Raw genomic sequence first — 13,227 nt, 5'->3', positions numbered from 1 at the left:
TTGGTCTTTACATTTAACATTCATTATTCGATATTTACTATGATAGTTGATTTGCGATCAGATACGGTAACCCAACCAACATCAGAGATGATTGATGCTTTATTGCGAGCGCCCGTTGGCGATGATGTATTTGGCGAAGACCCCACCGTAAATACGCTGGAAGCAATGGCGGCAGAATTATTCGGGATGGAAGCTGCGTTGTATTGTCCTACCGGTACTATGAGCAACCAGATAGCCATTAAAGTACATACACAACCTGGTGATGAAGTGATCTGTGATCAAACTGCGCATGTTTACCAATATGAAGGCGGAGGTATGGCATTTAATTCAGGCGTGCAATCGCGGTTATTACCCGGTAACCGCGGACGCATTACTGCTGAACAGGTAGCAGCTGCAATTAATCCCGATGATGTACATAAAGCACACACGTCGTTGGTATGTCTTGAAAATACCTCGAACCGCGGGGGTGGTAGTTGTTATGATATACAGGAGATACAACACATTCGTACGGTGTGTGACAACCATGATCTTTCACTGCACCTCGACGGCGCCCGCTTGTTCAATGCCATAGTAGCCCGTAATGAATCACCCAAAGAATACGGCGCTTTATTCAATAGCATCTCGGTTTGTTTAAATAAAGGGTTGGGCTGCCCCATAGGAAGCATCTTAATAGGCAACCAGGCTTTTATTAAAAAGGCACGCCGGGTACGGAAAGTATTTGGCGGAGGTATGCGACAGGCTGGTTTTATGGCTGCCTGTGGTGTATATGCTTTGAAGAATAATATAATCAGGTTGCAGCAGGACCATGAACATGCAAAAGAAATTGCAGCCAATCTTATTAAGACTACGTTTACGGCAGGTATATTACCCGTTGAAACCAACATCATCATCTTTGAGGTACAACCCCCGTTTCAACCCGCCCAGGTAGCGGCGGCGTTAAAAGAAAAGAACATCCTGGTTATTCCCATCTCTCCTACCCAGGTGCGGATGGTGCTGCATTTGAATATTGCACCGAAAATGGTGGAGTATGTCATTGAAACGATACTCAATTTAAACTTGTGACCTTTGGCCTGTTTACCTAGCGTGTAACGCGCAGCGGTTTCACGACTGCTGATCGCCGATTCACTGAGAACATAACCGGTGGAAAGGGCAAATACAGTTTCGTTTTCCTGTAACCTGAAACTGTAACCTGAAACCTGGAACCCGGTAACTGGTAACCGGTAACCTGAAACTTAACACCAGGAACTTTACAACTAAGAACTTAGAAACATTTATTTTTGAAGCTAATTCATAGACGTATGTTACCAAAGATTAAGCCCCACCAAACTGATGCATGGGAAAAGCTGGAACGCCATTATAAAAAGATTTCCGAAACCCACCTGCGTGAGCTGTTTGCCGATGATCCGGACAGATTCAGGAACTTCTCTATTTCGTTTGAAGATATATTATTCGATTATTCCAAGAACCGCATTAACGCCAAAACCCTTTCATTGCTGATAGACCTGGCGAATGAATGCAAATTGCCCGAAGCCATTGAAGCAATGTTCAATGGTGAAGCGATCAATGAAACTGAAGGCAGATCTGTGTTACATACCGCCCTGCGTAATATGGGCAATGAACCGGTATACGCCCTGGGTAAAAACGTTATACCCCAGGTGCAACAGGTATTACAGCAAATGAAACAGTTCTGTAATCGCATTCACAGCGGTGAATGGACAGGTTACACCGGAAATAAAATAAAGTACATTGTTAACATCGGTATTGGCGGCAGCGACCTGGGCCCTTATATGGTTACCGAAGCGCTGAAACCATACTGGAAAAAAGATATCGAGGTTTACTTCGTATCGAATGTCGACGCCACACATATTGCCGAAACGCTCAGGAAAGTAAATCCGCAGGAAACCCTTTTCCTGATCGCTTCCAAAACATTTACCACGCAGGAAACCATGACCAATGCCCATACCGCACGGCAATGGTTCCTGGAAGCAGCCGGTGATGAAAGTTATATCGCCAAGCATTTTGTGGCGCTTAGCACCAATGAAAAAGAAGTGGTGAAGTTTGGCATCGACAAAGCCAATATGTTCGAATTCTGGGACTGGGTGGGCGGCCGTTATTCTTTATGGAGCGCAATTGGTTTATCTATTGCGTTAACCGTAGGTTACGAGCATTTTGAATCGTTGTTAAAAGGCGCGCATTCAACAGATAATCATTTCCGCAAAACACCTTTCGAGGGAAATATACCGGTTATTATGGCGCTTATTGGCCTTTGGTATACGAACTTCTTCGACAGCCAAACAGAAGCCATTTTACCGTACGATCAATACCTGCATCGCTTTGCCGCTTATTTTCAACAAGGCAATATGGAAAGCAATGGAAAAAGCGTTGATCGCAAAGGCAAAAACGTTCGGTACAATACCGGGCCTGTTATCTGGGGCGAACCCGGCACCAATGGCCAGCATGCGTTTTACCAACTGATACACCAGGGTACGTTGCTGATCCCCTGTGATTTTATTGCACCGGCCGTAAGCCACAATCCTATTGGTGATCATCATGCCAAACTGTTATCGAACTTCTTTGCACAAACAGAAGCGTTGATGAATGGAAAAACAGCAGAAGAAGCTGAAGCGGAACTGGTAAAAGCAGGAAAATCAACCGAAGAAATAGATGCGTTGGTGCCATTTAAAGTATTTACCGGCAACCGGCCAACCAATTCTATCCTGGTAAAAAAGATCACTCCCTATACATTAGGCCAGTTGATCGCTTTATACGAGCATAAGATCTTTGTGCAGGGTGTTATCTGGAATATATTCAGCTTTGATCAGTGGGGCGTTGAATTAGGAAAACAGCTCGCTAATAATATTTTGCCCGAACTGCAGGACGACAAACCCGTCAGCAAACACGACTCATCTACCAATGGTTTGATCAATGCGTGGAAGAAAATGAAGGCAGAAAGTTGATATTAGGTAGCAGAAGTAGAAAGTAAGAGAAAAGCCCTCCCGGTTAACGAGAGGGCTTTTTATATGGGGGGATTTGGTTATAATATCCTTGTGCCCAGAAAAACCTGGAATCCCTGGTTCTTCCATTTTTCTTTATTATCAATATCATTAATATTTGCCAAACCTACTACATAACGGCCGCCTACTTTAAGCGCACCGATATTTAATTGTACGCCTCCCAGCATAGAGAAGTCACCCTTTTTAAAGGCGTCCTGACCATTTTGAAAAAGACTTTTGTCCTGATCGAGCAGGATACCAAATTGCGGACCTGCCTGCAATGTGAAGAACTTGGCCACATTGTAATTTAATAAAATAGGAATGCTTATATAATTCAGCTTTCCTTTTACGTCGTTAGTTCCTCCCGGATATATATCACTGAATTTGGAACCGGTGCGGAAGTTAGTTTGGTTCCACATTACCTCGGGTTGTATAGCTACTTTGTCACTGATGCCCAATTCGGCAAATGCGCCCAGATTATATCCAAAACTAAATTCATCTTTCATTGATGATCCGTCTACTTTGAAAATATTAGCACCGGCTTTTGCACCAACATGAAATCCTTGTGCAAAAGTCATTGTAGTCAGAGTTGAAGCAATTGTTAATAAAGCCAGGGATTTTAGTTTCATATTCTGTTATTTATGGTTCACCTATAGAATTTCAACTTATATGCCAAGGTTCAACCATGGCTGTTAATTTCCCTTAACAGCTAAGTGAAGAAATGCCTAAAAATCAATGATTAGAAACTTAAACCTGCTGTTATGGAATAAACGGTGTTCAACTTTGAACCGGAACCCTCCAGATCCTGTAAGAAATAATCGAACAACACCTGCGATTGCAACAGGAACCTACCTTTTAAATAACTTCCCCGGATGGCCAAACAGGCAGATTGCAGCGCAAATTGCGTATTATCTGATATATCGTTATTACTGGGCAACGAATTAGCGCGTACCGGCGAAAAGTTATAAGAATAGGAAGTGTTAAAACCATAGTTTTGGGTACCGGCATTCAACATGGCAATAGGCGTTAACGTTATATTATCCGCTTTGCTAAATACACTATACCAGTCAATATCTTTACGTACCGAAATGGTAGCTGAAAAATCACGCACCGAGGTTACATTCTTTATGATCACGTAATAGCGGTCACGCTGCTCCAGCAATCGCGCAAAACGGGTAGCTTCCCTTTTTTCATATTCTGCTTTACTACCCCACCCGTAACTCAGGCTGAGGGTTGGCCGTACCCACCACTTCTTATAAGAAAAATAGGCAAACAATTCATTCTGGATAGGTGTAGTGTAAAAATCAAGCGAATCCTTGGTCAGGTACCTTGTATATGCGACGCCGGCTGAAAAACTGTTTTTTATACAGTCAAAGGACGGACTGAACGAGTACTGGTAAAAATTTATTCCGTTATTCAACAACGCATAAGCCGAAGCAGCAATACCCAATCCTGATTTATGAAAATACCCTACCGAAGGCGAGAAAATAAGCTTCTTTTCGGTGTTAACAGTTACGGTATTGCGGTCGTTAAAACTAAAAAAACCGGTACCGATGCCCGTATTTACGGTAAAGAAACTTTTTCGGCCTGTTAAACTATCCAAATAAAGGTCAAAGTCTTTTAGTAATGAGTCAAGCACAGCCGTTGTGTCGCCTTTTGCAAATAATGAATCCAGCTTTCCCCCGTTTTGGGAAAAAGAAGGTTGCATAGCAACCGTGAAAACAAGAAGAACGAGCAATTTCTTCATACGTTTGCTAATTATCCGGCTGGTGGAAGTACACCCGGCGGCACATGATGCACTGAACAACGAATATGAGATAAAAAAAATTGTAGCCGGTTTAATCATTACTAATTTTTTGCTAACTTAAATTACCTTAACTATTTATTACGACCATTACGCTATGATAACCTGTTTGATAGTGGACGATAACGATTTGTCGAGGCTCACTTTACGTCAATTGGCGCTGCAAACCGGAAGGTTACAGGTCACTGGCGAATGTAAAGACGCGATGGAAGCCCACCGCAATATTACGGCCAATCCGCCTAATCTGGTTCTTTTAGACATAGAAATGCCGGGAATGACCGGCATTGATTTGTTGAAAATATTGCCCAAACAAACCCTTGCCATTCTCACCACTTCCCAGAAGCAGTACGCGGTAGAGGCTTTTGACCTGAATGTGGTGGATTACCTGATAAAACCAGTGAGCCTGCCCCGTCTGATGCAGGCAGTGGAAAAAGTGCGGGATATACTGCTGCGGAACGATACGGAAGTTACATCAGCGGCCGATGATTATCTTTTTATCAGGGATAACAATATGCTTAAAAAATTACGGCTGGAAGAAATACTATGGATAGAAGCTATGGGTGATTATGTGAAAATACGTACCGAAACGCAATGGCATATTGTACATTCAACGCTTAAAGCGATTGAAGAAAAGATCAATTCAGGCCGGCTGATGCGTGTTCATCGTAGTTATATCATATCGCTCGATAAAATCGATTCCATTGAAGACGGCGTTGTTAATATCCTCAATACCCCCATACCTGTAGCCGAAAGTTATCGCAGTAAATTGATCCAGAAAATAAAGTTATTGTAAGTTTATATTAAATTGCATTTGTTTATGTACAAGCGCATGCGACAGTGACACCATTTTCGGCTTTTGTCACTTGTTCCATTGAGCGCAAAGTAGCGATTAGGTTAGCAACAGCATCCGTTCCCAGGTTAAGGTCAGGTTACTGAGGTAGCATCAGTTACCATGAAAAGAAACATTAAACCTAACAGGCTTATTCTATACAGTATTGCCTTCTCGGTGGCTTTTATAGCAGCTGGCATTATACTTCAATTCAACACCGAGCGGATAATTAGTAAATCCCGCTCAGCCAGCCTTGAAGCCATTGAATCATTCCATTTACATAACCAGCTCCAGAACATAGTTAAAAATGTAATTCTTACTGAAAGCCGGGTACGCGGATTTGTAATAACCGGCGACAGTAACTTTATTGCAGGCGCCCAGGATACACTCAATTTATTGATGAATCAACTGGCTGGCTTACAAAAAGCTTCAAAAAACCAGTACAACCAGGCTTCCTTTACCCACCTGGCCGCGCTGATAGAAAAAAGGATCCTGATCAATAATGAGATCATTGATGTATATACCCGTTTTGGTAAAGCGCAGGCGGAAAAAAGGATCTCCAGTAAAGCAGGTATTATTTTACGCGACAGTATCACCGAACTTTCCATGCAACTGGAGAAAGAATTATACGATCAGTTGCAGACCGGTATTCTACAGAACAGGAAACGCACCTTCATCATTTTAATCATCAGCCGGCTATTGACCATACTCGGATTATCTGGTATAGTCATCTTATCACTGCTGGTGATCCGCCATTTAACGCGAATGCATCATTTGGTTAAAGAACTGAAACAGGCAAATGATAACGAAACAGAAGCCCGTCATAATATAGAAAAGATCTCTGCCGAAATTCAGGACCTGTACAACAATGCCCCTTGCGGTTACCACTCTATTGACGGCGATGCCCGCATAATTGCCATAAACGATACTGAATTAAAATGGCTGGGTTATACGCGGGAAGAAGTGATAGGCAAATTATTTATTTACGATGTGCTGGAAGAAGAAACCGCCAAAAGCGTCAGGGAAAACTTCCCCAACTTTAAAAAAACAGGCTCTATCAAGGAACGCCGCCTGATCATGCGCACGAAAACAGGCAAAACATTTCCGGTAGTATTGAATTCTGTTGCCATTTATGATGCCAGCGGAAATTACCTTTCAAGCCGCTCCACCATTTATGATATTACCGAACAACAAAAGGTTGAATCGGCATTAAAAGAAGCCCGGCAACAGGCCATTGAGTCGGCCAATGTAAAAGAACAATTCCTGGCCAACATGAGCCATGAAATAAGAACGCCTATCAATTCTGTCATTGGTTTTACCAACCTGTTACAAAAAACAAATCTGCAGGAAGAACAACACCAGTTTGTCAATCTGATCCAATCGGCCAGTGAAAACCTGCTTACCATTATCAACGACATTCTGGATATTTCAAAAATAGAAGCAGGGATGTTACGCATAGAAAAAAATCCATTCAGCTTGCGGGGGCTTTGCAGTTCTATTGAAACCATGTTCTATCATAGAGCCAGGGAAAAGAATTTATCATTTTCTCTTTACATCCAGGATAACATCCCCGATACACTCACGGGCGATGCAGTGCGGCTTACACAAATTCTGGTGAACCTGATCAGCAATGCCATTAAGTTTACGCAAAAAGGCGGCATTTCTATTAACATCACCACCCTGAAGCAAAAAAACGATTACATCCGATTGCGGTTTTCGGTTAAAGACAGCGGCATTGGCATTTCAACCGATAAACTGGATGCGATCTTTGAACGCTTTCAACAGGGGGAAACCGATACCACACGCAAATATGGCGGAACCGGTCTGGGGCTTTCCATTGTAAGGAACCTGGTGCATTTGCAAGGGGGAAATATACAGGTTGACAGTGATCCGGGCAAAGGCACCGAATTCATTTTTGAAATTGAATATTCATTGATGCCCGTTGGCGAGGCAATGACCGCTTCCCTGTCGGAAAAAACAGAGATCAGCGCCGGCGCCTTCCCCGATGCCAGGGTGCTGGTAGTAGAAGACAATGCCATGAACCAGCTATTGATAAAATTTACCTTCCAAAGCTGGAAAGTGAATTTTGAACTGGCTGATAACGGCACCAAAGCCATTGAATGGTTGCAACGCGAAAATTTCGACCTGGTATTACTGGATATTCAAATGCCGTTGATGGATGGCTATGCCACGGCCCAGGCTATACGTAAAGAATTGAAAAGCGATATTCCCGTTATTGCCATGACGGCCCATGCACTGGCCGGGGAGCGGGAAAAATGTTTAAGCCATGGGATGAACGATTACATTTCAAAACCTATTCATGAAAGGGAATTATATACCCTGCTTACAAGATACCTCTCCAACGAACGCAGTGCGAATATTGAATCGCTTAAAAACGACCTGCATTATGTTGACCTGAACTTTTTACAGGATATGGTGATGGGCAGCAGTGATTTTTTGAAAACCATCATCAAGCAATTCCTGAAACAATTCCCCGGCGAAATGGAAGCGCTCAAAAATGCAATCGATCAAAAAGACGCCCGCCAGGTGGCTACGCTCTCCCATCACATTCAATCTACAGTTTCCATTCTGGGTAAAAACACGCCATTTTTTCAGCAGCTCGAAAAACTGGAAAAACTGGCAAAGAAAAACACGGCTCCTTCCACCCTTTCCAGCGAGTTCGACAAGTTGCACGACTACAAGCATTTGTTGTTACAGGAAGTGAATCAACTATTGAATGTTAAGGTTTTTTGAGGGTCAGCAAATAGTGAGTAGCTAGTGGCTAGTAAGGAAAAGTGAATTGCCAGCAGTTAATAGCCAGCAGGGCTTCTGTTCAAGACTCGCTATTTTCTCTTTTGCCTTCACCCACTCGCTACTTGCACTTACTACTAGCTTATTCCGTTTACCGGAAAATTCAAATCATTCGGCTATACATTTCCCCGATTCACCGAAAGGAACCGGAAAAGGGGGTTTCCGCAGCGTATTTTTGTGTGGTCAATACGAAAAAAACCTACTGAAACTAACTATGAAATGAATACGCAAGTAGTTTATTTTATATAGTTTTTTTCCCCTAATCCCTGACACCGTAGAGCATCCCTTGTCCCTTTACCGTAGAAATGCCTCTGGCATTGTAATAACCCTAAAGATTTCAATGGTTAAGTTCTGATTTAAGCACTTTGAACAAGGGGGCTGGCTAAAATGGTTTACGAAGGCCCGCAGCGCGTAAACAGCTTTTCATCTATAACAACCCAGACCGTAGTAGCAAATAGCATTTTAGCTGGTCCTCCTTACCCCATCGTACTTTAACCCTAAACACAACCATCCTTTATTTTGGAATGCATTGAGATCCGTAACCTGTATGGTAATCCGTAATCATGCCCATTTGCACGGTTAAGGCCTGACTACAGAAATCACAAGTACCTGCTTCTGAAAGCCCTTAAAAAACCTGCTTTACAGTCAGGACTGTCAATGTAAGTTGGCGGTCCTTTTTTATTGGTCTCTGGTTTTTGGTTTCTGGTTTCTGGTTTTTATTTATCGTTGTTGTAGGGCTTTGAGCCCTCTGAAATAAAATCAGGTTTCCCGAATAAAAGAACCATAAACTACAAACCATAAACCGTGGCTATGATAACTCAATCACAGTAATTTCCGGCAATATCCCTACTCTTCCGGGATAACCAATAAAACCATATCCCCGGTTCACGTATAACTTCTGGTCGCCCGATTCATACAACCCGGCCCATTGCTTATACATGTATTGTACAGGGCTCCATCGAAAACCGGGTAGTTCTAACCCGAATTGCATCCCGTGCGTATGACCGGCGAGCGTTAGATCGATATCGGCATATTTAGAACGCACTTCCGCATCCCAATGGCTGGGATCGTGGCTCATGAGGATCTTGAACGGATATTGTTCCGAACCGGGATACGCCTCTTCCATTTTTCCATAGCGCCCAAAATTGCCTTTGGCGCTCCAGTTCTCGATGCCCAGCAGGGCAATACGGTCTTCACCCTTTTCCAACACCACATGCTCATTCATCAGCAACCGCCAGCCCATTTGTTTATGCACCTGTTTCAATTGCTCCAGGTTCTCCTTTTTAGCTTCATGGCTGTCCCAGCGAACATAATCGCCATAATCGTGGTTGCCCAGGGTTGAATAAACACCCAGCGGTGCATTCAGCTTGCTGAACACGTCAATGTAATCTGTCATTTCGGTGGCCCGGTCGTTCACCAGGTCGCCCGTAAACAGGATCATATCGGGTTTTTCTTTTAAAATCTTTTTTACGCCCTTCTCAACAGCCTCTTTATCCATAAAACTACCCGAATGGATGTCGGAGATATGCACGATGCGCATGCCTTTAAAAGCGGCAGGCAGGTTTTTAAAGCTCATTCGCATCCGGTTCACCTGGTAGCGGTATTTGTTGCCGAACCCGTACACCAGCGTTCCGAAAATAGTTCCACCTACGGCCAGTCCCATCCAGCTTAGAAACGCAGAACGGGTAATTCCATCCCCAGCCTGGGCAACTGCGGCGGCAGGCCTTTGAGCAACCTTGCTCACCAGCCAGGTTCCACCCCGGCGAACATCATCCACAGCAAAAAACAAGGCTGCAATGACCTTTGAAACAAACAACCCGATCACGATAGCCCGAACGTAGGTGGCCATCCACCTGGGCCACGCGTCGAAGTTGACGTAAGGCATTAATAAGAAGATAATAATAGCCGATATGGAAATAACCCAATACCCGATTATTACGGCCAGCCGGGCTTTTGTTGAAGTAGGCAAAACGACCTGTAAAGCCTGAAAAATATAAATATCCAGCAACGCCATTATCCCCAGCAGGAAAAAGAAAAAACCTGAATTACGCATATGTTCGTTTAATTGAATGTGTTCGTTTTTAGGAGTCATTGTCTCCTATTACACCGGAAGACGAACCACCTTCATTAAAATTGTATAAATTCAGAAATCTGCGTTTCAATGGCGCGCAACGTAAAGGCATCGTGAATTTCCCCGGTCCCGTGCATCATTTTATCAACCGAAGAAATGGGCAGTTTATTGGGGTGCACCACCACTTTCAGGTAATGTAAAATGCTTGTTAAATGTTCAAGACCGCGCAAATTACCACCACGGCCAGTGGCTACTCCGGTTAGCAGGGCTTTCTTTCCCCACCATGTTTTTTTGTAATCAGAAATATCGAACATAAGCTTTAACACGCCGGGGATACTGCCATTATATTCAGGAGAAATAAATATGAATTTATTGGTAGGGATCAGAATGTCGTTCTCTAATTGAACGAACTCAGGGGTTTTATCAATGTATTTCCATCCTTCCAACGTAATAAAATGCGGGGTAATATTTTTTGATTTCAATACCTGCTGATAATGCCTCGCTATCTTCTCTGTATTGCTGCCCGGTCTGTTGGTTCCGGAAACGATGGTATAAATGTCACTCATTGTAATTTAAATAACGTTGAACTCTTCTGCAGGTTCTGCGTTCTTGTTTTTTTGTTAGTTTGTATGTTTGCAGGCTTAAGGCACAATTGATCACGCTGAACTAAAAACTAATCAGATGCATTTCACTTATTACGGTCACTCCTGCTTCTCTGTTGAGATCAAAGGTACAAAACTGTTATTCGATCCTTTTATTACGCCCAATGATTTGGCGAATAAAGTAATTGATGTAGACGCCATTCAGGCCGATTACATCTTAATATCGCATGGCCATGCCGATCATATTGCCGATTGCGTTCGCATCGCAAGCCGTACGGGCGCCAAAGTAATTTGCAGTTGGGAAATTTACGAATGGCTGGGCAGGCAGCAAATAACCAACGTGCACCCGATGAACACCGGTGGTAAATGGAATTTTGGCAATTTTACCGTGAAGTGCGTGGTTGCCCAACACTCATCAGGTTTACCCGATGGCACATATGGCGGCAATCCGTTCGGGTTTATCGTGTATTCAGAAGAAGGCAATTTTTATTACAGCGGCGATACGGCGCTCACCCTCGATATGCAATTGATACCAACCTGGGCAGAGTTGAATTTTGCCGTTCTGCCTATTGGCGACAACTTTACCATGGACGTAGCAGATGCAGTGCAATGCGCGAAAATGATCAAATGCCAGCAGATCATCGGCGTTCATTACGATACGTTCGGTTTTATTAAAATTGACCATGAAAAAGCAAAGAAAGCTTTTGCCGATACCAGCGCAGTGCTTCACCTGCTGAAGGTTGGTGAAACCAGGGATATGGTTTAATTGTTTGATGGCTCGATGGTTGGGTTTCCATTTTCGGCATGCTGACAAATTGGGAACATTTCGAAAATTCAGCCGGCCAACAATCAAACCATCAAACCATTGAATAATTCATAGGATATTAACCAGCCGGTTAGGTGGTTTTTCGCACGGTTCTTACCTGAAACCACGAAAAATAGCCGCTTTTAAAATATTAAAACATTAAATGCTGATAATAAGCCTAATGTAATAATTTTGCGATCCAATATGGGCATCCTCCATTTTTTGGGGGATGCTTTTTATTGTTGAGTTAATACAATTTTATTCACTATCGGGCTTGTGAACTGTATTGAATGCGGTAAATAAGTATATTGTCACCGAAATTTGCCTTTTCTACGGTTTAAGAACCGGAAAAGACGGATTGACTGTGCTGTTTTTTCGTGTTTTTACGAAGGCATAATGAGCCGAATTAAGTGAAACCAATTAAAAAAAAATCCAACGACCTGCCGGGCTGATCGTGAAACGTGAAGGCAAAGCAGGCAGGAAGGTAACTAATCACTATGGGCCGAGTAATTGGAGTAGCCAATCAAAAAGGGGGAGTTGGGAAAACTACTTCCGCTATTAACCTGGCGGCCAGCCTGGCCGTTCTGGAGTTCAAAACATTATTGGTAGATGCCGATCCGCAGGCTAATAGTACCAGCGGCGTGGGTTTTGATCTGCACAATATTCAGACGAGTTTGTACGACTGCATGGTAAGCAGTACCCCCATGAAGGATGTGATCTTAAAATCGGAGATTCCCAACCTGGATATCATTCCGTCGCACATTGACCTGGTGGGTGCTGAAATTGAAATGATCAATTACCCCAACCGGGAAAGTGTATTAAAAAGTTTACTGGAGCCGGTGAAAGAGCTGTATGATTTCATTATCATCGATTGTTCTCCATCACTGGGTTTGATCACTGTGAACGCCCTTACCGCCGCCGATTCGGTGATGGTTCCGGTACAGGCAGAGTTTTTTGCATTGGAAGGTCTTGGCAAATTATTGAACACAATTAAGATCGTGCAAAGCCGTTTAAATCCTGAGCTGGCCATTGAAGGTATTTTAATGACCATGTACGACGGCCGTTTGCGCCTGTGTAACCAGGTGGTGAATGAGGTGCGCAAGCATTTTGATGAAATGGTGTTTGATACAATTATCCACCGTAATGCCCGCATCAGCGAGGCGCCCAGCGTTGGAAAACCGGTGATTTTGTATGATGGTCAAAGTAAAGGGGCCGTCAACTATCTGAACCTGGCCAAAGAGATCCTGCAAAAGAACGATATGACGAAGATTAAGCAGGAAGAGCGTATATTAGAATAACAAACCACCATATA

10 protein-coding genes are annotated in these 13,227 nt (G+C 43.3%); 6 read left to right on the top strand and 4 right to left on the bottom strand.

Annotation, left to right across the window (positions count from 1 at the left end):
* The first annotated feature begins 39 nt into the window (after positions 1-39).
* Together ltaE and pgi are read left to right on the top strand one after the other, a co-directional pair.
* Positions 40-1,062 (top strand): low-specificity L-threonine aldolase, encoded by a 1,023-nt coding sequence (ltaE, locus tag FAM09_RS22650; RefSeq protein WP_136579443.1) that lies wholly within the window; start codon positions 40-42, stop codon positions 1,060-1,062.
* Positions 1,063-1,298: 236 nt separating this feature from the next.
* A complete protein-coding gene (gene pgi / locus FAM09_RS22645) occupies positions 1,299-2,957 on the top strand; it encodes a glucose-6-phosphate isomerase (protein ID WP_136579442.1) in 1,659 nt (552 codons plus the stop codon).
* A gap of 77 nt (positions 2,958-3,034) precedes the next feature.
* Here the strand turns inward: pgi and FAM09_RS22640 are convergent, their stop codons facing one another.
* On the bottom strand, positions 3,035-3,622 hold the full coding sequence (locus FAM09_RS22640) for a porin family protein (RefSeq protein ID WP_136579441.1): 588 nt from the start codon (positions 3,620-3,622) through the stop codon (positions 3,035-3,037).
* Between the two features lie 110 nt (positions 3,623-3,732).
* The gene (locus FAM09_RS22635) at positions 3,733-4,740 is read right to left on the bottom strand and encodes a hypothetical protein (RefSeq protein WP_136579440.1); all 1,008 of its coding nucleotides are present in this window, start codon (positions 4,738-4,740) and stop codon (positions 3,733-3,735) included.
* A 172-nt stretch (positions 4,741-4,912) separates the two neighbouring features.
* On the opposite strand from FAM09_RS22635, the gene FAM09_RS22630 reads away from it, so the two are divergent.
* Both FAM09_RS22630 and FAM09_RS22625 read left to right on the top strand, forming a co-directional pair.
* On the top strand, positions 4,913-5,590 hold the full coding sequence (locus FAM09_RS22630; protein ID WP_243751759.1) for a LytR/AlgR family response regulator transcription factor: 678 nt from the start codon (positions 4,913-4,915) through the stop codon (positions 5,588-5,590).
* Positions 5,591-5,749: 159 nt separating this feature from the next.
* Positions 5,750-8,380 (top strand): ATP-binding protein, encoded by a 2,631-nt coding sequence (locus FAM09_RS22625; protein WP_136579439.1) that lies wholly within the window; start codon positions 5,750-5,752, stop codon positions 8,378-8,380.
* Between the two features lie 865 nt (positions 8,381-9,245).
* Here the strand turns inward: FAM09_RS22625 and FAM09_RS22620 are convergent.
* Together FAM09_RS22620 and FAM09_RS22615 are read right to left on the bottom strand one after the other, a co-directional pair.
* Complete coding sequence (locus tag FAM09_RS22620; RefSeq protein WP_243751758.1) at positions 9,246-10,529, bottom strand: metallophosphoesterase; 1,284 nt, start codon at positions 10,527-10,529, stop codon at positions 9,246-9,248.
* Between the two features lie 35 nt (positions 10,530-10,564).
* Positions 10,565-11,074: an NADPH-dependent FMN reductase gene (locus tag FAM09_RS22615; protein ID WP_136579438.1), complete on the bottom strand. Its 510-nt coding sequence runs from the start codon at positions 11,072-11,074 to the stop codon at positions 10,565-10,567.
* 115 nt (positions 11,075-11,189) lie between these two features.
* Here FAM09_RS22615 and FAM09_RS22610 point away from each other — a divergent pair, with 115 nt between their 5' ends.
* Entirely contained in the window at positions 11,190-11,876 is a 687-nt protein-coding gene (locus FAM09_RS22610) for a metal-dependent hydrolase (RefSeq protein ID WP_136579437.1), read from the top strand.
* 536 nt (positions 11,877-12,412) lie between these two features.
* Positions 12,413-13,213, top strand: coding sequence for a ParA family protein (locus FAM09_RS22605; RefSeq protein WP_136579436.1), 801 nt, complete (start codon positions 12,413-12,415; stop codon positions 13,211-13,213).
* The last annotated feature ends 14 nt before the right edge of the window (positions 13,214-13,227 follow it).

The sequence above is a fragment of the Niastella caeni genome (genome assembly GCF_004834005.1).
Taxonomy (GTDB): domain Bacteria; phylum Bacteroidota; class Bacteroidia; order Chitinophagales; family Chitinophagaceae; genus Niastella; species Niastella caeni.
Note: the sequence above shows the minus strand (reverse complement) of the source record. Positions and strands in the feature narration are given on the sequence as shown.

Excerpts from the sequence above, each read along its gene's own strand:
- FAM09_RS22640 (WP_136579441.1), bottom strand. The coding sequence starts at position 3,622 with ATGAAACTAAAATCCCTGGCTTTATTAACAATTGCTTCAACTCTGACT.
- FAM09_RS22620 (WP_243751758.1), bottom strand. The coding sequence starts at position 10,529 with ATGACTCCTAAAAACGAACACATTCAATTAAACGAACATATGCGTAAT.
- pgi (WP_136579442.1), top strand. The coding sequence starts at position 1,299 with ATGTTACCAAAGATTAAGCCCCACCAAACTGATGCATGGGAAAAGCTG.
- FAM09_RS22615 (WP_136579438.1), bottom strand. The coding sequence starts at position 11,074 with ATGAGTGACATTTATACCATCGTTTCCGGAACCAACAGACCGGGCAGC.
- FAM09_RS22610 (WP_136579437.1), top strand. The coding sequence starts at position 11,190 with ATGCATTTCACTTATTACGGTCACTCCTGCTTCTCTGTTGAGATCAAA.
- ltaE (WP_136579443.1), top strand. The coding sequence starts at position 40 with ATGATAGTTGATTTGCGATCAGATACGGTAACCCAACCAACATCAGAG.
- FAM09_RS22625 (WP_136579439.1), top strand. The coding sequence starts at position 5,750 with ATGAAAAGAAACATTAAACCTAACAGGCTTATTCTATACAGTATTGCC.
- FAM09_RS22635 (WP_136579440.1), bottom strand. The coding sequence starts at position 4,740 with ATGAAGAAATTGCTCGTTCTTCTTGTTTTCACGGTTGCTATGCAACCT.
- FAM09_RS22605 (WP_136579436.1), top strand. The coding sequence starts at position 12,413 with ATGGGCCGAGTAATTGGAGTAGCCAATCAAAAAGGGGGAGTTGGGAAA.